Source organism: Ruegeria sp., assembly GCF_965199275.1.
Taxonomy (GTDB): Bacteria; Pseudomonadota; Alphaproteobacteria; order Rhodobacterales; family Rhodobacteraceae; genus Ruegeria.
On record NZ_CBDAQX010000002.1, the window covers coordinates 40,428 to 63,532 of the forward strand.

General features: G+C 59.3%; 27 protein-coding genes. 13 read left to right on the top strand and 14 right to left on the bottom strand.

Features of this window, described 5'->3' with window-relative positions; all coding sequences use genetic code 11:
- Position 1 precedes the first annotated feature (1 nt).
- Both ACOERD_RS00390 and ACOERD_RS00395 read left to right on the top strand, forming a co-directional pair.
- Positions 2-775: an esterase/lipase family protein gene (locus ACOERD_RS00390; RefSeq protein WP_419737655.1), complete on the top strand. Its 774-nt coding sequence runs from the start codon at positions 2-4 to the stop codon at positions 773-775.
- The gene (locus ACOERD_RS00395) at positions 772-1,923 is read left to right on the top strand and encodes an alpha-D-ribose 1-methylphosphonate 5-triphosphate diphosphatase (protein ID WP_419737656.1); all 1,152 of its coding nucleotides are present in this window, start codon (positions 772-774) and stop codon (positions 1,921-1,923) included. Before ACOERD_RS00390 ends, ACOERD_RS00395 begins: the two co-directional genes overlap by 4 nt.
- Positions 1,924-1,989: 66 nt before the next feature.
- Here ACOERD_RS00395 and ACOERD_RS00400 read toward each other — a convergent pair whose 3' ends face one another.
- The 3 genes from ACOERD_RS00400 to ACOERD_RS00410 form a co-directional block, all read right to left on the bottom strand.
- Positions 1,990-3,057: a 5-(carboxyamino)imidazole ribonucleotide synthase gene (locus ACOERD_RS00400; RefSeq protein ID WP_419737657.1), complete on the bottom strand. Its 1,068-nt coding sequence runs from the start codon at positions 3,055-3,057 to the stop codon at positions 1,990-1,992.
- A complete protein-coding gene (gene purE / locus ACOERD_RS00405; protein WP_419737658.1) occupies positions 3,050-3,538 on the bottom strand; it encodes a 5-(carboxyamino)imidazole ribonucleotide mutase in 489 nt (162 codons plus the stop codon). Before purE ends, ACOERD_RS00400 begins: the two co-directional genes overlap by 8 nt.
- A 65-nt stretch (positions 3,539-3,603) precedes the next feature.
- A complete protein-coding gene (locus ACOERD_RS00410) occupies positions 3,604-3,828 on the bottom strand; it encodes a YdcH family protein (RefSeq protein ID WP_419737659.1) in 225 nt (74 codons plus the stop codon).
- A gap of 163 nt (positions 3,829-3,991) precedes the next feature.
- Here ACOERD_RS00410 and ACOERD_RS00415 point away from each other — a divergent pair, with 163 nt between their 5' ends.
- The 4 genes from ACOERD_RS00415 (at position 3,992) to ACOERD_RS00430 (ending at position 6,501) form a co-directional block, all read left to right on the top strand.
- Positions 3,992-4,405: an Hsp20 family protein gene (locus tag ACOERD_RS00415; protein ID WP_170374660.1), complete on the top strand. Its 414-nt coding sequence runs from the start codon at positions 3,992-3,994 to the stop codon at positions 4,403-4,405.
- A gap of 5 nt (positions 4,406-4,410) precedes the next feature.
- On the top strand, positions 4,411-4,635 hold the full coding sequence (locus ACOERD_RS00420) for a DUF1150 family protein (protein WP_170374662.1): 225 nt from the start codon (positions 4,411-4,413) through the stop codon (positions 4,633-4,635).
- 109 nt (positions 4,636-4,744) lie between these two features.
- Positions 4,745-5,632: a PhzF family phenazine biosynthesis protein gene (locus ACOERD_RS00425; RefSeq protein WP_419737660.1), complete on the top strand. Its 888-nt coding sequence runs from the start codon at positions 4,745-4,747 to the stop codon at positions 5,630-5,632.
- A complete protein-coding gene (locus ACOERD_RS00430; protein WP_419737661.1) occupies positions 5,629-6,501 on the top strand; it encodes a glycosyltransferase family 10 domain-containing protein in 873 nt (290 codons plus the stop codon). The genes ACOERD_RS00425 and ACOERD_RS00430 overlap by 4 nt, the downstream gene beginning before the upstream one ends.
- On the opposite strand, the gene ACOERD_RS00435 is transcribed toward ACOERD_RS00430, so the two are convergent.
- The 4 genes from ACOERD_RS00435 to trxB all read right to left on the bottom strand — a co-directional run bounded on the left by ACOERD_RS00435 (position 6,498) and on the right by trxB (position 12,111).
- Positions 6,498-7,337: a hypothetical protein gene (locus ACOERD_RS00435; RefSeq protein ID WP_419737662.1), complete on the bottom strand. Its 840-nt coding sequence runs from the start codon at positions 7,335-7,337 to the stop codon at positions 6,498-6,500. The two genes, ACOERD_RS00430 and ACOERD_RS00435, sit on opposite strands and share 4 nt — an antisense overlap.
- 137 nt (positions 7,338-7,474) lie before the next feature.
- On the bottom strand, positions 7,475-9,193 hold the full coding sequence (locus tag ACOERD_RS00440; RefSeq protein ID WP_419737663.1) for a bifunctional sulfate adenylyltransferase/adenylylsulfate kinase: 1,719 nt from the start codon (positions 9,191-9,193) through the stop codon (positions 7,475-7,477).
- Positions 9,194-9,419: 226 nt separating this feature from the next.
- Positions 9,420-11,090: an adenylate/guanylate cyclase domain-containing protein gene (locus ACOERD_RS00445; RefSeq protein ID WP_419737664.1), complete on the bottom strand. Its 1,671-nt coding sequence runs from the start codon at positions 11,088-11,090 to the stop codon at positions 9,420-9,422.
- Between the two features lie 79 nt (positions 11,091-11,169).
- Positions 11,170-12,111, bottom strand: a complete 942-nt coding sequence (gene trxB / locus ACOERD_RS00450; protein ID WP_419737665.1) for a thioredoxin-disulfide reductase — start codon at positions 12,109-12,111, stop codon at positions 11,170-11,172.
- 225 nt (positions 12,112-12,336) lie between these two features.
- Between trxB and ACOERD_RS00455 the strand changes: the two genes are divergently transcribed.
- Positions 12,337-12,837 carry an Lrp/AsnC family transcriptional regulator gene (locus ACOERD_RS00455; protein WP_209251319.1) on the top strand — a complete coding sequence of 167 codons (501 nt, stop codon included), beginning with the start codon at positions 12,337-12,339 and terminating at the stop codon, positions 12,835-12,837.
- Between the two features lie 117 nt (positions 12,838-12,954).
- On the opposite strand, the gene ACOERD_RS00460 is transcribed toward ACOERD_RS00455, so the two are convergent.
- The 5 genes from ACOERD_RS00460 to lgt all read right to left on the bottom strand — a co-directional run bounded on the left by ACOERD_RS00460 (position 12,955) and on the right by lgt (position 17,171).
- On the bottom strand, positions 12,955-13,737 hold the full coding sequence (locus ACOERD_RS00460) for a Hint domain-containing protein (protein WP_419737666.1): 783 nt from the start codon (positions 13,735-13,737) through the stop codon (positions 12,955-12,957).
- A 325-nt stretch (positions 13,738-14,062) separates the two neighbouring features.
- On the bottom strand, positions 14,063-14,191 hold the full coding sequence (locus ACOERD_RS00465) for a hypothetical protein (protein WP_256439789.1): 129 nt from the start codon (positions 14,189-14,191) through the stop codon (positions 14,063-14,065).
- Between the two features lie 273 nt (positions 14,192-14,464).
- Complete coding sequence (gene pgeF, locus ACOERD_RS00470; protein WP_419737667.1) at positions 14,465-15,223, bottom strand: peptidoglycan editing factor PgeF; 759 nt, start codon at positions 15,221-15,223, stop codon at positions 14,465-14,467.
- Positions 15,220-16,287 (bottom strand): class I SAM-dependent methyltransferase, encoded by a 1,068-nt coding sequence (locus tag ACOERD_RS00475; protein WP_419737668.1) that lies wholly within the window; start codon positions 16,285-16,287, stop codon positions 15,220-15,222. Before ACOERD_RS00475 ends, pgeF begins: the two co-directional genes overlap by 4 nt.
- Positions 16,284-17,171 (bottom strand): prolipoprotein diacylglyceryl transferase, encoded by an 888-nt coding sequence (lgt, locus tag ACOERD_RS00480; protein WP_419737669.1) that lies wholly within the window; start codon positions 17,169-17,171, stop codon positions 16,284-16,286. Before lgt ends, ACOERD_RS00475 begins: the two co-directional genes overlap by 4 nt.
- A 97-nt stretch (positions 17,172-17,268) precedes the next feature.
- Between lgt and ACOERD_RS00485 the strand changes: the two genes are divergently transcribed.
- From ACOERD_RS00485 to ACOERD_RS00505, 5 genes are all read left to right on the top strand, one after another.
- Positions 17,269-17,517 (top strand): accessory factor UbiK family protein, encoded by a 249-nt coding sequence (locus ACOERD_RS00485; protein WP_050604795.1) that lies wholly within the window; start codon positions 17,269-17,271, stop codon positions 17,515-17,517.
- Positions 17,518-17,827: 310 nt separating this feature from the next.
- On the top strand, positions 17,828-18,328 hold the full coding sequence (locus ACOERD_RS00490; RefSeq protein ID WP_170468281.1) for a YbjN domain-containing protein: 501 nt from the start codon (positions 17,828-17,830) through the stop codon (positions 18,326-18,328).
- A 38-nt stretch (positions 18,329-18,366) separates the two neighbouring features.
- A complete protein-coding gene (gene proC, locus ACOERD_RS00495) occupies positions 18,367-19,182 on the top strand; it encodes a pyrroline-5-carboxylate reductase (protein WP_419737670.1) in 816 nt (271 codons plus the stop codon).
- Positions 19,175-19,513: a tRNA-binding protein gene (locus ACOERD_RS00500; protein WP_419737671.1), complete on the top strand. Its 339-nt coding sequence runs from the start codon at positions 19,175-19,177 to the stop codon at positions 19,511-19,513. The genes proC and ACOERD_RS00500 overlap by 8 nt, the downstream gene beginning before the upstream one ends.
- Positions 19,513-20,463: a 2-hydroxyacid dehydrogenase gene (locus ACOERD_RS00505; protein WP_419737672.1), complete on the top strand. Its 951-nt coding sequence runs from the start codon at positions 19,513-19,515 to the stop codon at positions 20,461-20,463. Before ACOERD_RS00500 ends, ACOERD_RS00505 begins: the two co-directional genes overlap by 1 nt.
- Here ACOERD_RS00505 and ACOERD_RS00510 read toward each other — a convergent pair.
- Positions 20,460-21,038 (bottom strand): thymidine kinase, encoded by a 579-nt coding sequence (locus ACOERD_RS00510; protein ID WP_419737673.1) that lies wholly within the window; start codon positions 21,036-21,038, stop codon positions 20,460-20,462. The genes ACOERD_RS00505 and ACOERD_RS00510 overlap by 4 nt on opposite strands.
- A gap of 358 nt (positions 21,039-21,396) precedes the next feature.
- Between ACOERD_RS00510 and ACOERD_RS00515 the strand changes: the two genes are divergently transcribed.
- Positions 21,397-21,858, top strand: a complete 462-nt coding sequence (locus tag ACOERD_RS00515; RefSeq protein ID WP_170374695.1) for a hypothetical protein — start codon at positions 21,397-21,399, stop codon at positions 21,856-21,858.
- Positions 21,859-21,945: 87 nt separating this feature from the next.
- Here the strand turns inward: ACOERD_RS00515 and ACOERD_RS00520 are convergent, their stop codons facing one another.
- Positions 21,946-23,070: a beta-ketoacyl-ACP synthase III gene (locus ACOERD_RS00520; protein WP_419737674.1), complete on the bottom strand. Its 1,125-nt coding sequence runs from the start codon at positions 23,068-23,070 to the stop codon at positions 21,946-21,948.
- Positions 23,071-23,105: the final 35 nt, after the last annotated feature.

The window sequence follows — 23,105 nt, forward strand, 5'->3', positions numbered from 1 at the left end:
TATGAGAGTTCTGCTTGCTATAATTTTTCTATTCCTCCCGGCGGTGGCCCAGGCGAAATGCGTGATCCTGCTGCACGGGCTGGCTCGGACCGAGGCGTCCTTTTCGGTGATGGAGCAATTGTTCGAGGTGCATGGCTACACGGTCATTCGACCGGGTTACCCGTCGACCGATCTGGGCATTCCGGAACTGGCCGAGCAAACTCTGCCCGATGCGTTCGCCGAATGCGGGGACGACACCGCGAATGTCGTGGCGCATTCCATGGGGGGCATCCTGTTGCGCTATTGGCTACAGGATCACGAACCAGAGAATTTGGGTCGCGTTGTCATGCTTGGGCCGCCTAACCAGGGCAGCCAACTGGTGGATGAATTGGGCGCGTGGGAGGTGTTCGGCTACCTCAATGGTCCGGCAGGGCTGCAGTTGGGCACAGGTCCCGAGGGTATCCCGCGCCAATTGCCTCCGGTTGAGTTCGAGCTTGGGGTGATCGCGGGTGAAAACTCTCTGAACCCGGTCTTTTCGTCAATGATAGACGGGCCTGACGATGGCAAAGTTTCGATCCGGACGACCCGGGTTGAAGGTATGGCGGATCATATCGTTCTGCCTGTGACGCATACTTTCATTATGAACAATCCTCGCGTCATGGCCCAGGCACTGCACTTCATCGAGTTCGGACAGTTCGACCCGCAAATCACTTGGCTCGATGGGGTGATGGACGTGATTGACGAGATCTGTATCGGGCAGGATTGCTCGGAACCGGACTCGGAGCGCACGGAATGACGGCATTGGAACTGACGTTGACCGGAGCAGAGGTTCTGCTGCCGGAGGCCGGGTTGTCGCGTGCCGATTTGTCAATTGCCGAAGGGGAGGTGCAGGGCGACCGGACCGGGCGACACGTTGATCTGTCTGGTTATCTGGTTCTACCCGGCATCATCGACCTGCATGGGGACGGGTTTGAACGTCACATCGCCCCGCGGCGCGGCGCCATGAAACAGATGAACGAAGGCATCTTGTCAGTCGAGGCCGAGCTTGCCGCCAACGGGATCACCACCGGCGTTCTGGCCCAGTTCTACAGCTGGGAGGGCGGGGTACGCGGGCCAGACTTTGCCTCTCAGGTGTTCAAGGCGATTGCCGATGTCAAGGACAGCATCGTCACGGATCTGATCCCGCAATTGCGGTTCGAGACGCATATGCTGGACGATTATGACGGGCTGGCCCAAAAGATCTCAGATTGGCAGGTGCCTTATGTCGTCTTCAACGATCACCTGCCGCATGACCGTCTGGCCGAAGGGCGGAAACCTCCGCGTCTGACAGGGCAGGCTTTGAAAGCAGGGCGCAACCCCGATGCGCATTTTAAGATGCTGCTATCCATGCATGCCCGCAGCGATGAAGTCCCTGACGCACTTGACTTGCTTTGCGCTCAGTTGACCCAAAGCGGCGTGCGCTTGGGCAGCCATGATGATGCCACGCCTGAGACCCGTGCAGGATGGCTTAAACGCGGTGTTTCGATCGCTGAATTCCCCGAAACCCTCGCTGCAGCCGAAGCCGCTTGCGCTGCCGGAGATTACATCATCCTAGGCTCACCCAACGTGGTGCGCGGAGGCTCTCACAAGGGCAACGCCAGCGCGCTGGACCTGATCGCTATGGGGCTGTGTGACGCTCTGGCCTCGGACTACCACTACCCCAGCCCGCGCCGCGCCGCATTGATGTTGGCAAAAAGCGGGTTGCTGGATTTTGCGGCGGCCTGGGCGCTGGTCTCATCCGGCCCCGCGCGGGTTCTCGACCTGAATGATCGGGGCACGCTGATGCCGGGTCAACGCGCCGATATCGTCATTCTGGATGCAAAAACCCACCGGGTCGCCGCTACCTTTGCTGGCGGGCGTGTTAGCCATATGTCCGGCGACATCGCGGCCAGATTTTTCGCCTGACCGCCCCATCTTCTTCTGTTCAAAAATACCTCCGCCGGAGGCATCGCGCAAAATGCGCGAATTCCGTCAGCGAGCGATGCGGTTGAAGTGACCCATCTTCCGTCCCGGCTTGACCTCGGCCTTGCCATACAGGTGCAAGGCGACGTCCCGCTCCTGCGCCAGTTCCGGCACTCGGTCCATATCGTCGCCGATCAGGTTCTCCATTGCCACGTCCGAATGCCGCTGCCCGTCTCCCAAAGGCCACCCGACCACTGCACGGATATGCTGCTCAAACTGGTCGACGGCGCAGCCATTCTGCGTCCAGTGGCCCGAATTATGCACCCGAGGCGCGATTTCGTTCACGATCAGGCCCGCGGGTGTGACGAACAGCTCCACCCCCATAACGCCCACATAGTCCAGCGCATTAAGAATGTTAGCCGCGAGCAGTACCGCATCCGTCCGTTGCGCCGGGCGCAGGCGGGCGGGGACCGTTGTGGTGTGCAGGATGCCGTCGCGGTGGACATTCTCACCGGGGTCAAAGCAAGCGACCTGACCATCAAGCCCGCGCGCCGCGATGATCGAGATCTCATGTGAGAAGTCCACAAACCCCTCAAGGATCGCGGGGGCGCCCGCCATATCGGCCAGAGCAGCCTCGGCGTCCTCAGGCGCGCGCAGGCGGGCCTGGCCTTTGCCGTCATAGCCGAACCGGCGGGTTTTCAGGATCGCGGGTGTGCCGATTTCCCCAATGGCCGTATTCAGGCTCGCCAGATCGGTGACGTCCGCGAAAGGTGCTGTTTTGAGGCCCAGGCCTTGCAAGAAATTCTTCTCGGTCAAACGGTCCTGACTGACCCGCAGCGCCTCGCGTCCCGGGCGGATTGGGCGGTGGGCTTCCAACAGGTCCAACGCCTCGGTCGGGATGTTCTCGAACTCGTAGGTGATGACATCGACCGAGTCGGCGAAGGCGTGCAGCGCGTCGGCGTCGTCATAGGGCGCGGTTGTCACGCGGTCGGCGACTTGCGCCGCAGGCGGGTTCGCGCCCGGCTCAAAGATATGGGTCACAAACCCCAAGCGCGAGGCTGCGACCGACAGCATCCGGCCCAATTGGCCTCCGCCCAGGATTCCAATCCGGGCGCCGGGTTTCAGAGCGTCACTCATCAACAGGCTCCTCCGGGATCGAGGCGGACAGAGCCTCACGCCACGCGTCCAACCGTTCGGCCAGAGCACTGTCCTGCAAGGCCAGAATACCAGCCGCCATCAGACCCGCATTGGCCCCACCGGCCGAGCCGATTGCCATGGTCGCCACAGGGAACCCTTTCGGCATCTGAACGATCGAATACAGAGAGTCGACACCCGCCAAAGCCCGCGTCTGAACCGGAACGCCGATCACGGGCACGCGGGTTTTCGATGCCATCATGCCGGGCAAATGTGCGGCCCCACCGGCGCCCGCGATGATCACATGCAAACCGCGCGACGCGGCGGTCTTGCCGTAATCCCATAGACGGTCGGGCGTGCGGTGGGCTGAAACGATGCGTTTTTCATACGCGATGCCCAGTTCATCCAAGATATTGGCGGCTTCTTTCATCGTGGGCCAATCCGATTGGCTGCCCATGATGATCCCCACTTTCACATCGCTCATCCGCTTGCGTCCCTGCCGTTCGAAAGAGCGCGCACTATAGCCAAATCCGCATGCGTGGCAATGCGTCAGGCGATGATGTCGGGGGTCAGGCGATCCTCGATCAGGCGGATGATGTCTTTCAGCCGCAGTTTCTGCTTTTTCAACCGTTTGATCGCCAACTGATCCGATGTACCGGTGGCCTGCAATGCCTCGATCGCCTCATCAAGATCACGGTGCTGACGGCGAAAAACCTCCAACTCAACCCGCAGAACTTCGTCGGTTTTCATGGAAAGATCAGTGGGCGCGTTCATTGGCGACTCGGGCTTGTTGTGGTGCGTCCCCAACAAGATAGTGTGCAAGACGTTATCGCGCCAGACCTTGTGGACATCCGGGTTTCTTCCCATATTCTATCTTGTGCGGTTGCCAGAACGGGGCCGCCCAGAACGTCGCTTTGACATAAAAGGACGAGAACACGTGTCAAAACTTACCTTGGGCTCATACCCGCATTTGTTGGGGTTCGAGCAATTGGAACGCCTTCTGGAACGGTCTGCAAAGGCTGGCAATGAAGGATATCCGCCCTACAACATCGAACAGACCTCGGACTATTCCTACCGCATCACTCTGGCGGTGGCCGGGTTCGCGGAAGAGGATCTGTCGATCACCATCGAGGACCGCCAACTGGTGATCCGAGGCCGTCAACGCGACGATAGCGAGGGGCGCATCTTCCTGCATCGCGGCATCGCGGCGCGTCAATTCCAGCGCATGTTCGTGCTGGCCGACGGTGTCGAGGTGGGCGAGGCGATCATGGAGAACGGTCTGCTGCATGTGGATCTGACTCGCGCCGTGCCGGAAACCGTGGTGCAGACAATCAACATACGGAAGGGGTAAGAGCAATGAACACACCGATTGAAATCAACACCGAAGGCGACCGTATCGTTTATGTCAAAACGGTTGAGGTTGCCGATCTGCCCAGCGATCTACGCGATCAGGCGGGCGATCTGGATCAGCTGTATGCAGTACATGACTCCGACGGGCAGCAACTGGCGCTTGTCGCCGACCGCAAGCTGGCCTTTGTGCTGGCCCGCGAGCATGACCTCTCGCCGGTGGCCGTTCACTGAACGGCCCCAGCCACACGCGTTTGCGCGTGACATTCCGCCCGACACCAGCGAAACATGCACAAGCTCCGGATCGCATCCGGGATGACATGTTCATGTAAGGAAACGCTGGATGAGCTGGTTCGATTTTGACTGGGTGGATGCCTTTACTGACAAAGCCTTTGGTGGAAATGGCTGCGCCGTAGTCCATGGCGCGGCCCACCTGTCGGATGAGGTCTGCATGGCCTATGTGCGCGAAACCTCTCTGGTCGAGTGTACTTTTGCAGGCCAGTCGGATGTTGCCGATATCCGGGTGCGGTATTTTCTGGCCAGCCGTGAAATCCCCTTTGCCGGTCATCCGACCATCGCAACGGTCGCGGCACTTCGGTCGCGCGGTCTGGTTGAAGGCGACTCTCTGACATTGGAAACCGGGGCGGGGCTTGTTGCCATTCGTCTGAACGGTGATGAGATCGAGATGACGCAGGTTGCGCCGGAATTCGGAGCCTATGTGCCTGCTGATCTAGTCGCCAGTGCGATATCGTTGCCCGAGGACGCGATTGTTTCTCCGCCGCGATTTGTCTCTACCGGGTTGCCGTTCTGTATCACCGTGCTGCGGGATCACGACGCCTTGCGCGCAGCGCGGCTGGTCGAAGGTCCTTTGCGCGAGGTGGCAGCATTAGCGGGATTTTCTGGTTCCGATATGGCAGAGCCGTTTTTGGTCACCTTGCAGGGGGCGACGGCGCAGGGGGATACGTTCTCACGCCTGTTGCTGGCCCCGCCCAGCCCTCCAGAGGACCCGTTCACCGGCTCTGCCACCGGCGCAATGGCGGCCTATCTTTGGAAATACGGTTTGATGAAGAAAGACCAATTCATCGCTGAACAGGGCCACGACATGGGTCGACCGGGGCAAGCAACGGTAACGCGCGTCGGTCCGACTGATACCATGACGGGGATCAAGGTGGCAGGGCAGGGCTACGTTCTGATGCGCGGACAGGTCGATTTGCCCGAGGCGGACCGATGACCGAAGCGATTGCTGTTTTGCCATACGGGCACCGTCTTGGGCCGAAACTGGCCGAGGTGCCTGTGTCCGACCTAATCTGGCACGAGGCCTGCCCGGATCGTTTGCTGGGCAAAACAGTCGGTGACCTCGCGCCGACGGATCATCTGATCATGTATCCCAATTCAACGGTTCACTGGCGATTGCGGCGGGGCACGAAAGCGCGGATTTCACTGGTGATGGGCGAGCCGTCGGCCATCCACGCCAAGCATGACCGACAGCTGCGCCTGACATGGCGGCGGTTCTTTCGGGTGTTCACATTTCACGATGTTCTACTGGAAAACCTGCCCAACGCCGTTTTTCTGCCCTATGGCGTGACCATGGTGCCGGACTGGCAGACGTTACAGGCTGAGAAGGTCAAATCCTGCTCTCTGATTGCCTCGGCCAAGCGGGACCTAGTGGGCCATCAGCTACGCCATGACGTGATAGATTGGATCCGCGAAACCGGGGCCGATGTGGATATCATGGGGCGCGGATACACGCCTTTCGATCAGAAATCGGATGGGCTGGCCTCTTACCGCTATTCGGTCGTGATCGAGAATGTGCGAGAGCGGAATTACTTCTCGGAGAAACTGATCGACTCGATCCTGTGCGAGACCGTTCCGATTTACTGGGGTTGCCCGAATATCGGGGATTTCATGGACAGTTCGGGGATGATCCTCTGCGAGACACAGGCAGATATACAGGAAGCGGTTCAATCTGCATCCGAAGAAGACTATGCCCAGCGTTTGCCCCACCTGAAGGCGATTCAGGACGTAGCCGCAGATTACGGTAAGTTCGAGGAACGCGCCGTGCGGGCTTTGCGGCATGAGCTATCGGGCGCGTCCGGTTAAAGCCCCATCCAAGCCATCGGTGCGATTGGGTTGTCTTGTGGGTCAATCCCGTGGCGCGCGCATAGCGTGCTGAGAAACGACCCTCGCACCGGCAGGCCCGCAGTCTGTTGGGCCATGAATTTCTTCTGATGCCCAAAGACATGCACGGAATGCACCCCGTCCCGTTCAATGGCGGATGGGGGCACACGAGGGTCGTGCAGCTTCCAAAGCGCCTCATTCGCCAGCGGGTAGAACGTATCGGCGGGCATAGCGTGGATGTCCTCTCCGGTCTCACGCAGAAAATGCCCCAGCGCCTTCGGGCCGGAGCATCCCCAGGGCAGCGCCTCGATCCCCCAGGTCTCACCATCAGCGATACGCTGCGCGTTGCGTTTGCGTAGCTTTGCCCCGCGCCAGGGTTGGGTCGGATTGGCCGAGGTGACAAATGCCAGCATCTGCGCAAGCGTTTGGGACTCTTGCGGCAGGCGCAGCACTCCATTGGGAAACTTGCCAGATTGAGAGGGGGCAAAGACATAAAGGGACGCAAAATCAAAAGGCTTCAGACAGAGCGCATCCAGATCAACCCAGATGAAATCTGTACGTTCCAGCAGCCTCAGCCTGAAAATGTCCGAAAAAACCGCAACGCCCAGCCGATCTTCGGGGCGCAACGCGAAAGGGGCGGGCCACAGGATCTCGGACGCGTGCCGCAGGTCGACGCCATTGGGGATGTTCGCGATGTCGTGGGCCGCATAGAGGGTGAAGGAATGACCGTGGTCTAGGTACGATTGTATGCATAGCGCCTCAAGCCAGCTGAGATCGGAACCAAACCAGAAGCTGGCGATTTGAGGAAGAGAGCGCATCGTGGATTGACTGTGGCGAACTTGACTGGGCCGACTGCATCAAGGCGACGCATCTTTGTCAATCTCGGTCCTTGGTTCGCACGAAAAACGGCCCCCGGTGACCGGAGGCCGTTTCCAATCTGGCTTAGCTCAATCGCTTAGTTCGCAGCGATCAGGCCCATGCTCTCGAGCTTCAGCAGAACCTGATGAGCGCAGTTGTCGACCTCGACATTCTCTGTCTCGACGCTCAGCTCGGGGTTCTGGGGCACGTCGTAAGGGTCTGAGATGCCGGTGAACTCTTTGATCTTGCCTTCGCGCGCCAGCTTATAGAGGCCCTTCCGGTCGCGGCGTTCGCATTCTTCGATGCTGGTGGCCACGTGAACCTCACAGAAGGCGCCAAACTGTTCGATCTCTTCGCGCACGGCCCGGCGGGTCGTCGCATAGGGCGCAATCGGCGCGCAGATGGCGATACCGCCGTTCTTGGTGATCTCGGAGGCGACATAGCCAATGCGGCGGATGTTCAGATCGCGGTGCTCTTTCGAGAAGCCCAACTCGGACGACAGGTTCTTACGCACAATGTCCCCATCCAGCAGCGTCACGGGGCGGCCGCCCATCTCCATCAGCTTGACCATAAGCGCGTTGGCGATGGTGGATTTGCCCGAGCCCGAGAAGCCGGTGAAGAACACGGTAAAGCCTTGCTGGCTACGCGGTGGCTTGGTCTTACGCAGCTCGGCCACTACTTCGGGGAAGCTGAACCATTCAGGGATTTCTAGACCTTCGGCCAAACGGCGGCGCAGTTCGGTGCCCGAGATGTTCAGGATCGTGACATCGTCCTTGTCGAGGATCTCGTCATTCGGCTCGTACTGGGCGCGTTCCTGCACATAGACCATGTGCTTGAAGTCGACCATCTCAACGCCGATTTCATCCTGATATTTGCGGAACAGATCCTGCGCGTCGTAGGGGCCGTAGAAATCTTCACCTTGGCTGTTCTTGCCGGGGCCAGCATGGTCGCGGCCAACGATGAAATGAGTGCAGCCGTGGTTGGCGCGGATTAGGCCATGCCAAACGGCCTCGCGTGGGCCAGCCATGCGCATCGCCAGGTTAATCAGCGACATCGAGGTGGTGGAGGCCGGGTACTTGTCCAGCACCGCCTCATAGCAGCGCACGCGGGTAAAGTGGTCCACGTCGCCCGGTTTGGTCATACCGACAACCGGATGGATCAGCAGGTTGGCCTGCGCCTCCTTCGCGGCGCGGAAGGTCAGTTCCTGGTGGGCGCGGTGCAGCGGGTTGCGGGTTTGGAACGCGACGATGCGACGCCAGCCCAGCTTGCGGAAATAGGCGCGCAATTCGTTCGGAGTATCCCTGCGGCCACGGAAATCATAGTGAACGGGCTGCTGAATGCCGACAACGGGACCGCCCAGATAAACTTTGCCTGCCACGTTATGCAGGTAGTTTACGGCCGGGTGCGCATCGTCATCCGCGCCAAAGACCTTCTCGGCCTCGCGCGATTTGTCGGGGGTCCAGCGGTCGGTCACAGTCATGGTGCCGAGGATCACGCCCTCTTGGTCGCGCAGGGCGATGTCCTGGCCAAGCTCGATGCTTTCGGCGAACTCTTCGCTGACATCCAGCGTGATCGGCATCGGCCACAGCGTGCCGTCAGCCAGACGCATGTTCTCGACCACATTGTCGTAGTCGGCTTCGCTCAGAAACCCTTTCAGCGGGTTGAAGCCGCCATTCATCAGCAGTTCCAGATCGCAGATCTGGCGCGGAGACAGGTCATGGCTGGTCAGATCCGCTGCCTCAACCTTCAGCTTCTGGGCCGAGTCATAGGAGACGTAGAGTTCGGGAATGGGGGCGAGATTGCTTAACATTGTCATCGGAATTCTCTTGTCGATGTGATGATGCGCCAGTGTGACCTTGGCATTTGAAACGGCATGTGCCCCGCCACTGAGTCAGAGTCCACAGGGTCAGATAAAACTAAGGAGGATATGAGCGGTTTTTCTTGTGATTGGAAGAATTTTCCAATTCGGCGGAAAACGGGCGGTCAATGTTCCGGTAATCTAGCGCAAATGTGCCACAGTAAGTATGCGTGTTCCTGTTGTCTCAGGCCTTTTCCAGTTCCGCGGCGCGGGGCACCGGCAGAGCTGGAACGGGCTTGGATACGCCGCGCAGCCTGAAGGGTTGGATTCGATCGTCCGAGATGTCCATCTCGGCGGCCTGTAGCAGCTCGGCAGACACCAGAAGCTCAACCCCCAGCGGTTTTGTTTCGGCCTCAAGGCGGCTGGCGACATTCACCGCGTCGCCGATGATGGTTTGCGCAGCATGTCCGGCCGCGCCAATTTCCCCAAGCACCAGATCGCCCAGATGCAGCCCCATGCCGATACGGATATGCGGGCTGTCTTCGGATGAGAGCTGTCGGTTGAACTGTTCCAGCGCATGGCTGATCTCAATTGCCGCTTGCAGACCGGATCGGGCGGATTGCTGGGGGTCGGGTTTGTCAAAAACCGCCAGCAACCCATCCCCCATATATTTGTCGACGACCCCGCCCTGGGAGGTGATCGAAGGCACAATCGCGTCAAAGAACCGGTTTAACAGGAAGACGATGTCATAAGGCAATTGCCCAGCGGTACGGGCGGTAAAGCCGCGCATGTCCAGAAAGAGAACGGCCAGCTGACGTTCCTGCCCCTGACTGGCATGAGCCCGATCGTGCTTGCCGTCGGGGCGGAAAACCCGAAAGACCTTTACCGGCTCGGTCGGGCGCATCTGACAGGCCAGGCGCGTCTGGGCCGAGGCCCCAACAGCGGCCAGACTGCGGGCTTCGATCTCGCTGGGCGGGGGCAGGTGATCTCCGCCATCCTCAACAATTACGCGGCAGGTGGTGCAGCGGCCCTTGCCGCCACATAGGGCGGCATGCGGAATTCCGTTGGCCTGAGACATCTCAAGCAGCGTCATGCCCTTCTCGGCAAACACCTCGGGGCCTCGGGCATAGGTTACCTGTACGGAATGCCGACGACGCCACAGTTTGCGGCCGAGATAGAAGGCCGCCGTGGCCCCGAGCGCGGCCCAAAAACCTGTCATGGCGTTGTCTTCGACGCGGAACATTGCCTCAAAGGCTTCGGCCGAGGGCCAGTTATAGTGTTCAATATACTGTTCGCGCAGGAAGTCATCGGCAAAATCGGCCCAGATCCGGCGCCCCTCGGTCAGCACACCAGCCAGGGCGAAACAGGGGACAAAGACCGCAATACCGATCAGATAGGGCAGGGTCTTGCCCCACCATCGGGTCAACCGCAGCCACATGTGCAACCCGATGCAGCCATGTACCCACACGATCAGCAAGAGCAGGCTTTGCATCCAAATCGCAGAGCTTGGCCACATCAGGATGATGATGTAGCCCATTTCGTCATTCACATCGTAGATCTCATGCGCGTAGCGCGTGTGAATGATGTGGACGATCAGTTGGATCGGGATCAGCAGCCCCAGCACGATCTGCAAGGCTGAGCTGAACGGCATGCGCAAGGTCCGTCGTTGTATGATCGACGTTAGCGCAAGGCCCGAATGCACGATCAGCGCAAGGTAGAGAAGTGCGCTCATGGCGTCGTGGCGGGTTACGGCCTTTCGACCATCTTGCATGCCATGCAGATAGTCGGTGTGAAACAGGCCTAGGCCGATGTTCAGAAAGTGGAAGAAGGCAAAGACAAAAAGGACCAGCCCGCTGCCGATCCTAAGCCGGGTTGACCACCCGCCACGCCAAAGAGCGTTGTCCGTTGTGACCACGCGCGACCCTCATGTTTTGCACCAGTGTGAGGCCGCGCGGGGATAGGGTCAAGCCGGTGTGACCTGACCCGGTGGCCCCTCAGTCCTGTTCGGCCAGAAAGCGTTCGGCATCCAGGGCGGCCATGCAGCCCATGCCTGCGCTTGTGACTGCCTGACGGTAGATGTGATCTGTCAGGTCACCGGCTGCGAAAACGCCCGGAACCGAGGTCTCGGTCGATCCCGGCTTTGTCACGACATAGCCGCCCATATGGGTTTCCAGCGTGTCCTTGACCAATTCATTGGCTGGGGCATGGCCGATGGCGACAAAAACGCCCTTGCACGGGATCTCAGAGACCTCGCCTGTTTTCACGTTCTTGACACGCACGCCTTCGACGCCCAGGGGCGCGTCGGTCCCGATGACTTCGTCCAGTTCGTGGAACCAGAGCGGTTCGATCTTTTCATTCTTCATCAGGCGATCTTGTAGGATCTTTTCCGCCCGCAACTCGTCGCGGCGGTGGATCAGGGTCACCTTGCTGGCGAAATTGGTGAGGAAAAGCGCTTCTTCCACGGCGGTGTTGCCACCACCGACTACAACGATCTCTTGCCCGCGATAAAAGAACCCGTCGCATGTCGCGCAGGCCGAGACGCCGAAGCCTTTGAATTTCTCTTCCGACGGCAGGCCAAGCCATTTGGCCCGCGCGCCGGTTGCGAGAATGACCGCGTCAGCGGTGTAAACCGTGCCGCTATCCCCTTTTGCGGTGAACGGACGTGTCGAGAGATCCAGATCACTGATGATATCGCCGATGACCTCACAGCCCATTGCCTTGGCGTGGTCCTGCATGCGGACCATCAGATCGGGGCCTTGTACCTCGGTATCGCCAGGCCAGTTTTCGACCTCGGTGGTGGTTGTCAGCTGGCCGCCGGGCTCGATCCCTTGCACCAGAATGGGTTCCAGCATCGCGCGGCTTGCATAAACCCCGGCTGTATAGCCTGCGGGCCCCGACCCGATGATCAGAACCTTGGTGTGTCGTGTGTCGGCCATGGTACCCTCGCTCGAACTGCCTGAATTGGGCCTTTTACCCGTCGCAAGGATATAGCGATGGGCGGGCACGGCTTAAAGCCCCTTCATGAAGGGAACCTGATATGCCTTATCGGAATGACCCTGCGCAAATGAGCGATTTGAAAACAAAGAAAATTGCGCAGCTGCGAAACATTATTGCGCGTGGGCTGGGTGCTGATATAAGAACCGAAAAATCAGGAGCGTTTTATGGTCACGACCCGGCTGGATGAAATTGATCGCAAGATTCTGGCGGAATTGCAGGCGGACGGTCGCATGACCAACGTGGAACTGGCCAAAAGGGTCGGTATCTCGGCCCCTCCGTGCCTGCGCCGCGTGCGCACGTTGGAGGAATCGGGTTATATCACCGGCTACCACGCCGAGGTGAACGCCCGCGAGCTTGGGTTCGAGGTTCAAGTCTTTGCGATGGTTGGATTGGACAGCCAGGCAGAATCGGAACTCAGCGCGTTCGAGGCGCAATGCGGAAAATGGCCGCTGGTCCGTGAGTGCCACATGCTGAACGGCGAGGTCGACTTCATCCTGAAATGCGTCGCGCCCGACCTCAGCAGTTTTCAGCAGTTCCTGACCGGAGAATTACTGACCACGCCAAACGTGGCCAGCGTCAAGACATCGCTTGTTATCCGCGGCGCAAAAGACGACCCAGGCGTCCCGTTCGATGTGCTGGAAGACCGAATGAACCGCTCGGCCTAGACCACATCCGTCGTGTTTCTGTTGGGCAGGGCGGCAGCATAGCCACCACCGCCAGGGTCAAAGCCCATCCTATCAAAATCTGCATAAAGCCCCCACTCTGCAGTACTCTTTAACACTTCACGCCGATATCGCGTCGATCTCTCCGTGTCCGGCACGCGGCATAAGCAGCGGGCCAAAATCGTTCAACGATTCGATATGCGCGAACAGGTTCAGATAGATCGACCGTAACGAATGGCTGATCATGCGAACCGCATTAGCACCTGGATGATAGGTTTCAAAGGGCAGGCCGTCTACACGAATGACGGAGTGTTTTTTCAGGCAAATGTGAAACAATTCCACCGGAGTTGGCGGCATTGTTTCCACAACACCCATTCCGTCCTGAAATTCGGCCACAGGCGCAAGAATCGGTGACCCGCCATGCAGGTGCCGCAAATGGGCTGGCGTGCCAAGCAGGCGTGCGGCAGGTCCGGCAATCACACCGGACATCGGTTTTTGCATGCCAAAGGTATCAGCCATGATGCGGGTCAACGGACGGGTGCGCCCGCGAGAGTCCTCGCGACCCGGTATCAGCGTCACAGAGCCTTTCCACAAAACGGTCTCAGAGGTCCCGTCCTGCGTCAGTACTGTGTCGCCGGGCAGCAGGTCCTCGATCGCCATCGGCCCTTGTTCGGTTTCCACAAGTGACCCCCGTGAGAAGGCGCAAAAGGCGTCCTCGAACATTGGCAGGGCAGGTGCGATATGCCGGGTTTGCGCAATGTCTCCGTTTTTGAGCAGGGCGCTCACTTCGTAACGGCGCAGCTGGGCTTTCTGTTTTGTCGTCGGTCGCGGAGTGTCGCGGAGCAATGCCGACGTTTCGACAGCATTTCTGGCAGCAATGGCCAGTGATTTTGGAATAGTCATTAATATTCCGTTCCTTTTAGAACCGGATCAGACGGGGCATACCCCCATGCAGGCCCATCTGTCGGTTCGGTTCTTTGTCTTGAAATAAATGGGTAACCCCTGGGCACCGGCGATGGCCGTAGCGCACAGCGAAGCAATTTCGCATTCCATTGGTCAATCCATTGACCCCCCAGACAAACTCGTACAGCGCGGGCGAAAATGCCCGCAAACACGCTCCGAACTCAGGATGCAGTTTTTGTTGCATCCTACGCTCACCGGACCGGAGCACTACCCGGTGCGCGTTGACCAAATGGAACCGGCAGCTTGGTTCCGTTGGCTTTCTGTTTCAGCGTCGCGTCGCCAGACGGCGTGCAACCCTGACAGAATGGCTTGAAACTCGCTTCCATGGCATGTCCAGTTTCGGGTCCTGTGCGGCCTGAATGACCGCGCTGAGAAAGCGAGATTTCTGTTTCATTTTCTGGTCCTGCTCGATCGGAGGTCTGAGCCTCATTCCGTGTGTGTAGACTTAACGTGCCGCGTGTTTGCGGCAGGGATAAGGCTTAACCGGGATCAAAAACGGACAAAAAATAAAGGTTGGCGGTTCCTCTGTTTGAGGTGCCAGCATTCATATGTCGGCAAAGACAGATAACCTTCTGAGTACTGGCACAAATTTCACTACGATTCTGTGTCAGATAAACACAATAAATGTGGCGGAAAGGTGGCGGTTTTGCCTTAATTGGGGCCTAATCTACAATCTGATCGCCGAAATCAACCGCCCGTAATCCGCTTCTTTCGCGTGTGTCGTCCGGCGGTATGAATAAAAGCGATCCGGGTCGGAATACGTGCAATGCCGGGTCCATTCTGCCTGACCGACACCCGCTTGGCGCAGTTTATGCAGGCCAAAGGCAGGCAGGTCGAATTGCATCCGGTCCTCGGTGCCATTGGCGAAGAATCGGCTGTTTTCCGAGGACTCTGCCATAAACGCATCCAGAAACTCGGGGCCGACCTCATAGGCCGCCTGCGAAATGGATGGCCCGATCACGGCGCGCGTGTTTTCGCGCGTGGCCCCCAGTGCCTCCATCGCGTCCAATGTGGCCTCCAACACGCCGTCCAATGCGCCGCGCCAGCCTGCATGGGCGGCGCCGATCACGTTTGCGTCAGGGTCGCAGAAAAGCACAGGTTGGCAGTCCGCGGTCAGAATGGTCAGCGCCAACCCGGGCGTAGCGGTCACAAGCGCATCCGCCTTGGGTTTTTTGCCCGTAAGGGGCGCATCCACCGTCAGCACATCGGGCGAGTGCACCTGATGAATACCAACCAGCGCCTCGGGCGTGACATCCATCGCGTCGGCCACCCGTCGGCGATTCAGGGCGACGATCTCGGTCTGATCGGATGAGCCATAGCCACAGTTCAATCCCGCAAAGACACCTGAGGATGCGCCGCCTCTACGGCTGAAAAAGCCGTGTTTTACGGGGGCCAGCATATCCGACGTGAGAATTTCCAAGGTCATGGTTCCAGTCCCGGTGGAGGCGCAGCTTGGGGCGGGTAGAGGCCCAGCACTTTGAACAGATTTCCCATTTCATCGGGATGCGTCAACCGGCGATGTGCGGCCACCAGCTCATCAAGCTTGGAGCCGCTTATACCCTTGGCCAAAGCCTGTGCGCGGGCGGTGATTCCCAGACGTTCCAGAAAAATACCCTGTGGTGTCAGGCGGGTATGAGCACAGCCTGCCGCCTTTGCTGCCAGCGCCAGGGGCTCAAAATCCACATGCGCGGTCAGATCGGCCTGACCGGGGGTTTGCAGAGGGTCCACACGCTCATGCGCCTTTAGGGCCTGAAGCGTATCGCCAAGCGAGCGCCAGTCACCATAGTCCACGATCAGAGCGGCCCCTCCGTTCTGTGCGATTCGGCTGGCGAGGATGGTCAGAATCGGAACGGCAGGTGCGCAGAGTTCAACCAGATCCCTGTCTCGCGTATCGGATAGCCTGTCTTGCAGTGCCGTTTGTGGTGCGGCGGGGCCAAGGCCAAAACTCAGCGTGCCATCGGCCTCTCCGATCAATCGTTCGCACCAAGCGGCGCCTTCACGCAAGAATTGGCGGATGGGTAGGGCGTCAAAGAACTCATTCGCCACCAGAAACATCGGCAAGTCCGGCAGTTCCGCCACATCGCTGATCCACTGCGGGTTGTGATCTTTCAGGGTTGCCTTTTGCACGTTGCGAAGCGTTTCCGAGGCTTCCAGCAGAACAACCTTGGCCGCCGCATGGAAACCGGGTACCGAGCGGGTCGCCCGCAGGATATCCGCCATCAGCGTACCGCGACCCGGTCCTAGTTCGGCGAGCGCAAACGTGGATGGCTGCCCCTGATCCATCCAGCTTTGCGCAAGTGACAGCCCGATCAACTCGCCGAACATCTGACTGATTTCCGGTGCAGTGACGAAATCTCCCTGCGCACCTAACGGGTCGCGCGTGGAATAGTAGCCCCAAGTTGGGTGCAGTAGGCACTCGGTCATATAGTCGGCCAGCGTCATCGGGCCGTCCTGCCGGATTCGGGCGATCAGAAGATCGTGCAGGCTCATGCCGTTCGCCGGGCGCGCAGGGCGAACCATAGCCCAAGCGCGATCATCGGCAGGGACAGGATTTGCCCCATTGTCAGGCCGTAGCCGCCGATATGCCACGCCAGCCCAAGCGGGTTGCCGGGCGAGATGAACTGCGCGTCGGGCTGACGGACGAACTCGACCACGAAGCGGGATGCCCCGTAGCCTGCGAGGAAAACGCCCATGATCAGGCCGGGTTTCCGAAACGCGCCGCGCCGGTAGACCAGCCACAGAAGGACTGCGCCCAATAAGACACCCTCTAGCGCGGCTTCGTATAGTTGCGAGGGGTGACGGGCGCACATACCGGCCACGACGCCGGGGCAGTCCTGCGCCGCGAAGCCGGGAAAGATCACGGCCCAGGGCAATTCGCTTGGTCGGCCCCAAAGTTCGGCGTTGATGAAATTGGCAAGCCGCCCCAGCAACAGGCCGGGCGGGACGGTGTAGGCCACCAGATCGCCCAACGACAGGGTCGGAATGTTGTGACGGCGACCATAGAGGTATGAGGCGACGATCACCCCCAGCAGCCCGCCGTGAAAGGCCATGCCGCCTTGCCAGACCTTCAGGATATCCGCCGGGTGCGATAAGTAGTACGCCGGTTGATAGAACAGCACAAAACCCAGCCGCCCACCGAGAATGACGCCGATGATGATCCAGGTCAGCAGGTCATCCAACTGTTCGGGCTTCATGGGTGGCGTCTCATTGCGCCACAGAACCGGACGCCGCAGGGCCATCACGGCCAGACGCCAGGCAATCAGGATGCCGACAATATATGCCAGCGCGTACCACCTGAGCGCGAACTCCATCCCGAACAGTGAGATCGAGAACAGCTCGGGCGACAGATCGGGGAAATTCAGAACAGCCTGCATGTGCGTCTCATTGCCCGGGGTTTGCAGGGCAAGTCAACCTTGAGCCTGCGCCAATCCTTCCCCATATAGGGAACAACCGCGATTTCGGAGAAAAGCCATGCAAACCCGCAACAAGATCCTCGACGACGTTTCCCAGCTGATGACCAACGCCATGGGTGTGGCGCAGGGCGCACGCGAAGAGGCCGAGAATGCGATGAAGTCGATGATCGACCGTTGGCTGGCCGACCGCGACTTCGTCACGCGTGAAGAATTCGACGCCGTGCGCGCCATGGCCCAAAAGGCCCGCGAAGAGAACGCCGCGCTTGAGGCGCGCATCGCCGCACTTGAGGCGAAACTGGACAAATAACGCCCGTACCCAGATTTTGAAACCAAGTTTAGCGCCGCGCAATCCAATGACGGATTGTGCGGTGTTGTGTATCATGCCGCCTTGCAGAAATTAATCAAGACAAAGCTGCACAAGTCGCCAATATTTTGATCGTCGTTGCCGACTGTCCACAACTTATTGCTGTTATCCCCAAGAAATGGGGTTGCCAGACACCCTCTTGCGGCGCACCATATTTGGTACAGGCCTACGGGGGAAGCCCGGCTTGTAGAGCAGGCAACTAGCGCTGGGGCGCTGCCAGCCCCGAAATGCTAGAGAGTAGTGAGGTGGCATTATGGCCCTTTCCGAGCAGTTTCTCGAAGAAGACCTTCATCCAATCGATATTGTTGAACATCTGGCCGAACATCACGACTGGGATTTTGACCGCATCGGTGACGATCAGATCGCCATGGCCGTCGAAGGACAGTGGCGAACCTATTCGATCACGTTGGCCTGGTCCAACTATGACGAAACGCTGCGCATGGTTTGCTCATTCGAGATGGAGCCTCCGGCCGAGCGTGAGAGTGAGTTGTATGAGCTGCTCAACAAAATGAATGATCAGTGCTGGGCGGGCGCGTTCACCTATTGGGCGAACCAGAAGCTGATGGTCTATCGCTACGGCCTGGTTCTGGCCGGTGGTCAGACCGCAAGCCCCGATCAGATCGACACGATGATCAACGCCGCGGTGCTGAGCGCCGAGCGCTACTACCCGGCGATTCAGCTGGTCACCTGGGGCAATCGCGATCCGGAAGAGGCGATGCAAGTCGCCATTGCAGAGGCCTATGGCCGAGCGTAAACCTTTGCCCTGAACCGTTGAATAGGGGAGGGGCACAGATGGACATGTCGCGCGTGGCCGAGCAGGGCCTTGTGTTATTGGGTTGCGGAAAGATGGGATCCGCGATGTTGGCGGGTTGGCTGGATCACGGTCTGCCCGCCGCTTCCGTTTGGGTGATTGATCCTTACCCCTCGGACTGGCTGAAAGCGCAGGGCGTCAACATCAACACGCCACTGCCCGAATCCACCGCAGTCGTGTTGGTGGCCGGCAAACCGCAAATGATGGGTGAGGCGCTGCCTGCGATCCAGACCCTCGGTGGCGGTGGCAGCCTGTTCGTTTCCGTTGCAGCGGGCACCTCGATTGCAACGTTCGAAGACGTGCTGGGCGAAGGCACCCCGATTGTGAGGGCAATGCCGAACACACCGGCGGCGATCCGTCAGGGTATCACGGCGATGATCGGCAACGCACATGTGTCCGGTGACGATTTGGACCTCGCGGAAAACTTGCTGTCGGCGATAGGCGAGACCGTGCGTCTGTCGGACGAGGCTCAGATAGATGCGGTCACCGGGGTTAGCGGTTCTGGCCCGGCCTATGTATTCCACTTGATCGAAACGCTGGCCGCCGCAGGGCAGGCGCAGGGTCTGCCGCATGAGCTGGCCATGAAACTTGCGAAATCCACGGTAGCAGGTGCCGGTGCCTTGGCCATGGCCGCCGAGGAAGACCCCTCGCAGCTGCGGGTCAACGTGACCTCGCCCAATGGCACTACACAGGCCGCGTTAGAGGTTCTGATGCACGAAGCAGAGGGTTTCCCGAATCTACTGCACCGGGCCGTCAAGGCTGCGACCGACCGTTCCAAGGAGTTGGGCCGTGAGTGAGATTTCCTTCGACGACTTCCTGAAAGTCGACATCCGCGTCGGTGAGGTCATCCGCGCCGAGCCCTATCCCGAAGCCCGCAAGCCCGCGATCAAGATGTGGATCGATTTCGGCGACGAAATTGGTGAGCGCAAGACCTCGGCCCAGATCACCGCGCATTACGATCCGTCGACGCTGATCGGCAAACAGGTGATGGCTGTGATCAACTTCCCGCCGCGCCAGATCGGGAAATTCATGTCCGAGGTTCTGGTGCTGGGCCTGCCGGATGAAAAAGGTGAGATCGTGTTGATCGGCCCGGATGGCAAAGTCCCCGTTGGCGGAAGGATGCACTGATGAAACTCTGGATCACGCGCTCGATGACTTCAGCGGTCGAAGAACGGGCAGCCGCGGAGTTCGATGTTGAGATTCGCCCCGCAACCACTTCGCTTTCCGAGGATGAGATGGTGAGGGCGTTGCAGGAGTATGACGTGGTTGTGCCCACTCTGGGCGACCTATTCTCGGCGCAGATCTTCGCCAAAGTGCCCGAGCCGCGCTGCAAGCTGTTGGCCAATTTCGGTGTCGGCTACAATCACATCAATGTCGAGGCCGCGCGCGCCTTGGGCATTGCCGTCACCAACACGCCCGGAGCGGTCACAGATGCGACCGCCGATATCGCCATGACCTTGCTCCTCTCGACCGCGCGGCGCGCGGGTGAGGGGGAGCGTTTGGTGCGGGCTGAACACTGGCAGGGTTGGCATCCCACCCAGATGCTGGGGCATCATGTCACCGGCAAGCGGGTCGGCATCGTAGGCATGGGCCGTATCGGTCAGGCCATCGCGCGGCGCTGTCACCTCGGGTTCGGCATGCAGGTCGCTTATCAATCCCGCAGTGCCAAGCAGCTGGATTTTGAGGCCGAGTTCATCCCCGATCTCTCGGCACTTGCGGCCTCGGTCGATTTTCTGGTTCTGGCCGTTCCGGGCGGGGCAGAAACGCGCCATCTGATCAATGCCGCAGTGCTTGAGGCCATGAACCCCTCGGCCATTCTGGTAAACATCGCGCGGGGCGAAGTGGTGGACGAGGCCGCTCTGATCAGCGCGTTGCAAGCGGGCCAGATCGCAGGGGCCGGGCTGGACGTCTACGAGTTCGAGCCAGCCGTGCCGCAGGCACTGCGCGACATGCAGAACGTCACCCTTCTACCGCATCTCGGCACTGCCACCGAAGAGGTGCGAACCGGCATGGGGCACATGGCTCTGGACAATGTGGCCGCCTTTGTCGCCGGGCGCGACTTGCCGAATCCGGTCTAGTCGCCGACCGCCTCGCGCCAGTGTTTGCGGCAGAGCGAGACATATGTCTCGTTCCCGCCGATCTGAACCTGAGCACCCTCGGTGATCGCACGGCCATTCTCGTCCTGCCGAATCACCATCGTGGCTTTGCGACCGCATTCGCAGATCGTGCGGACCTCGCGCATCTCATCGGCCAAGGCCAGCAGGGCGGCTGAACCGGGGAAGAGTTTGCCCTGAAAATCTACCCTTAAGCCATAAGCCAGCACTGGGAGCTTCAGGTCATCCACGGCGCGGGCCAGTTGCCAAACCTGATCCTCGGACAGGAACTGGGCCTCGTCCACAAAGACACAGGCGATCTGATCGGCCTTCTGGCGCTTTTCGATCATGGCAAAAACGTCATCGTCCGGGCGGAAGGTATCGGCTTCTTCGGAAATCCCGATACGCGAGGCGATCCGCCCCACACCGGCGCGCCCGTCCACGGCAGCGGTCATCAGATAGGTCTTCATGCCGCGCTCACGGTAATTGTGCGAGGCCTGCAGCAATACGGTCGATTTGCCCGCATTCATGGTCGAGTAGTTGAAATACAGTTTAGCCATGCGGCGGGTCTGAAGCGCCGACGCCAATCGAACAACCCATCAATCTTTCAGGGGGAAGCGACGTCGCCGTTACCATTGCAGAGGCCGAGCAGATGCTCTTTGGGGATGGAACCTTGCGCATGCAACAGCGACGCCATCGGTCAACATGTGACCAAAACGGAGTGAGGCTGAACAATATTGCCTCACGATTACTCATTACCGGCACTGAACGGCCGCCACTCACTCACAAAACCCTCGCATATCTGAGGGATAGTCAATTTATGGCATTTCAATTATGACTCGGTTATGGGAAATTTCCCTATGCTTTCCCCCAAAACGGATAGAAGGGGCGGCGCGTGCAGGTAGCAAAGGTAGAACTATGGCAGATATCGGGGCCTATCTTAAGAAACACACCGAAGCCTTGGTGAAAGATGTCGGGATCGAAGCCGCGTGTGAGATCACGGGCAAATCCAAGGCGACGCTCGGCCGCTACTATTCGGATAATTCGGAGCACGCGGATCGGTTCATGCCCGTTGACGCAGTGGCACGGCTAGAGAATGCGGCTAACTATCCGCATGTTACCTCGGCGCTGGCGGACCTGAAGAACATCACTCTGTCCTACGGGGATCGCAACACGGATTCTCCGCGTACAGGTGGCGTAAACGCTGATGTCATCGCCCTGAGCCAGCGGTTTGCCATGCTGATGACCGAGTATCAGGCGGCCATCGAAGACGGGATCATCACCGTCAACGAAGCCAAGCGCCTGCTGAAGGAAACCAGCCTTTTGCAGCAGGTTCTGATTGAGATGAAACTGCATCTCGAAGAAGAAAGCGTCAGTTAAAAGCTGGCATCGGGCGCCTTTTGGACGTCGTTGTTTGAACGCACTGACTGCGCTGCCACCTGACGGCTTCTCCAATACAGCGTCGGATCAGGATTTCCGTTTCACGATGACGGACCCAACCGAATAGCCAGCCCCGAACGAGCAGATCAGCCCGATATCCCCGTCCTCAAGGTCGTCGGAGTATTTGGAGAAGGCGATAATCGACCCGGCTGAGGAGGTGTTGGCATAATCCTGCAAGATGTTGGGTTGCTCACCCGCCTCGGGCACACGTCCAAGGACCTTCTTGCCGATGAAATCGTTCATGGTCTTGTTGGCCTGATGCAGCCACAGGCGTGTCAGGTCGTCGCTGCTGATGCCCTCGGCCTCCATGTGGTCGCTGATATGCTGGCTGACCATGGGGAGCACTTCCTTGAAGACCTTGCGCCCGTTCTGCATGAACTGCATGTCGCGCCGGTCGATCATCCCATCAGGTCGTGAGCGGCGTAGAAAGCCGTTATTGTTGCGGATATTGTTCGAGAAACTCGTGGCGCAGCGGGTCGACAGGACCTCAAAATGCGGGCCTTGCGCGTCTTCGATGCGTTCGATCAGGGTGGCCGTGGCCACGTCGCCGAAGATGAAATGACAATCCCGGTCGCGCCATTCCAGATGGCCCGAGCAGATCTCGGGGTTCACCACCAATGCGGCCCGAACCGAACCCGACCGCACCATATCCGCCGCCGCCTGAATGCCAAATGTGGCCGAGGAACAGGCGACATTCATGTCAAAACCAAAGCCATTGATGCCCAGAGCCTGCTGTATCTCGATGGCGATGGCCGGGTAGGCGCGTTCGTGGTTCGACGCCGCGCAGATCACCAGATCGACATCTGCCGCTGTCCGACCAGCCTGCGCCAGAGCTTTGTTGCAGGCATCCACCGCCATTTCGGTCATGATCCCCGGCTCGTCATCGCTGCGCTGGCGCAAAGCGGGGTGCATGGTGTCGGGGTCCAGCACGCCGGATTTATCCATCACATAGCGGTTTTCGATGCCGGACGCCTTGACGATGAACTCCTCGGAGGAATGCTGCATCGGCTCCATCTGCCCGGCCTCGATTGCCTGGGCGTTCTCTGCATTCACCTTGTCGGCATAGGCGTTGAAGGCTTGCACCAGCTCGGCATTGGTGATGACGTTTTCCGGCGTGAAAACGCCTGTACCGGTGATTGCAGGGATATACATGGCAAGTCCTGAACGTTTTGGATTGGGAATTATAT

Excerpts from the sequence above, each read along its gene's own strand:
- ACOERD_RS00390 (WP_419737655.1), top strand. The coding sequence starts at position 2 with ATGAGAGTTCTGCTTGCTATAATTTTTCTATTCCTCCCGGCGGTGGCC.
- ACOERD_RS00395 (WP_419737656.1), top strand. The coding sequence starts at position 772 with ATGACGGCATTGGAACTGACGTTGACCGGAGCAGAGGTTCTGCTGCCG.
- ACOERD_RS00400 (WP_419737657.1), bottom strand. The coding sequence starts at position 3,057 with ATGAGTGACGCTCTGAAACCCGGCGCCCGGATTGGAATCCTGGGCGGA.
- purE (WP_419737658.1), bottom strand. The coding sequence starts at position 3,538 with ATGAGCGATGTGAAAGTGGGGATCATCATGGGCAGCCAATCGGATTGG.
- ACOERD_RS00410 (WP_419737659.1), bottom strand. The coding sequence starts at position 3,828 with ATGAACGCGCCCACTGATCTTTCCATGAAAACCGACGAAGTTCTGCGG.
- ACOERD_RS00420 (WP_170374662.1), top strand. The coding sequence starts at position 4,411 with ATGAACACACCGATTGAAATCAACACCGAAGGCGACCGTATCGTTTAT.
- ACOERD_RS00425 (WP_419737660.1), top strand. The coding sequence starts at position 4,745 with ATGAGCTGGTTCGATTTTGACTGGGTGGATGCCTTTACTGACAAAGCC.
- ACOERD_RS00430 (WP_419737661.1), top strand. The coding sequence starts at position 5,629 with ATGACCGAAGCGATTGCTGTTTTGCCATACGGGCACCGTCTTGGGCCG.
- ACOERD_RS00435 (WP_419737662.1), bottom strand. The coding sequence starts at position 7,337 with ATGCGCTCTCTTCCTCAAATCGCCAGCTTCTGGTTTGGTTCCGATCTC.
- ACOERD_RS00440 (WP_419737663.1), bottom strand. The coding sequence starts at position 9,193 with ATGACAATGTTAAGCAATCTCGCCCCCATTCCCGAACTCTACGTCTCC.
- trxB (WP_419737665.1), bottom strand. The coding sequence starts at position 12,111 with ATGGCCGACACACGACACACCAAGGTTCTGATCATCGGGTCGGGGCCC.
- ACOERD_RS00455 (WP_209251319.1), top strand. The coding sequence starts at position 12,337 with ATGGTCACGACCCGGCTGGATGAAATTGATCGCAAGATTCTGGCGGAA.
- ACOERD_RS00460 (WP_419737666.1), bottom strand. The coding sequence starts at position 13,737 with ATGACTATTCCAAAATCACTGGCCATTGCTGCCAGAAATGCTGTCGAA.
- ACOERD_RS00465 (WP_256439789.1), bottom strand. The coding sequence starts at position 14,191 with ATGAAACAGAAATCTCGCTTTCTCAGCGCGGTCATTCAGGCCGCACAG.
- pgeF (WP_419737667.1), bottom strand. The coding sequence starts at position 15,223 with ATGACCTTGGAAATTCTCACGTCGGATATGCTGGCCCCCGTAAAACAC.
- ACOERD_RS00475 (WP_419737668.1), bottom strand. The coding sequence starts at position 16,287 with ATGAGCCTGCACGATCTTCTGATCGCCCGAATCCGGCAGGACGGCCCG.
- lgt (WP_419737669.1), bottom strand. The coding sequence starts at position 17,171 with ATGCAGGCTGTTCTGAATTTCCCCGATCTGTCGCCCGAGCTGTTCTCG.
- ACOERD_RS00485 (WP_050604795.1), top strand. The coding sequence starts at position 17,269 with ATGCAAACCCGCAACAAGATCCTCGACGACGTTTCCCAGCTGATGACC.
- ACOERD_RS00490 (WP_170468281.1), top strand. The coding sequence starts at position 17,828 with ATGGCCCTTTCCGAGCAGTTTCTCGAAGAAGACCTTCATCCAATCGAT.
- proC (WP_419737670.1), top strand. The coding sequence starts at position 18,367 with ATGGACATGTCGCGCGTGGCCGAGCAGGGCCTTGTGTTATTGGGTTGC.
- ACOERD_RS00505 (WP_419737672.1), top strand. The coding sequence starts at position 19,513 with ATGAAACTCTGGATCACGCGCTCGATGACTTCAGCGGTCGAAGAACGG.
- ACOERD_RS00510 (WP_419737673.1), bottom strand. The coding sequence starts at position 21,038 with ATGGCTAAACTGTATTTCAACTACTCGACCATGAATGCGGGCAAATCG.
- ACOERD_RS00515 (WP_170374695.1), top strand. The coding sequence starts at position 21,397 with ATGGCAGATATCGGGGCCTATCTTAAGAAACACACCGAAGCCTTGGTG.
- ACOERD_RS00520 (WP_419737674.1), bottom strand. The coding sequence starts at position 23,070 with ATGTATATCCCTGCAATCACCGGTACAGGCGTTTTCACGCCGGAAAAC.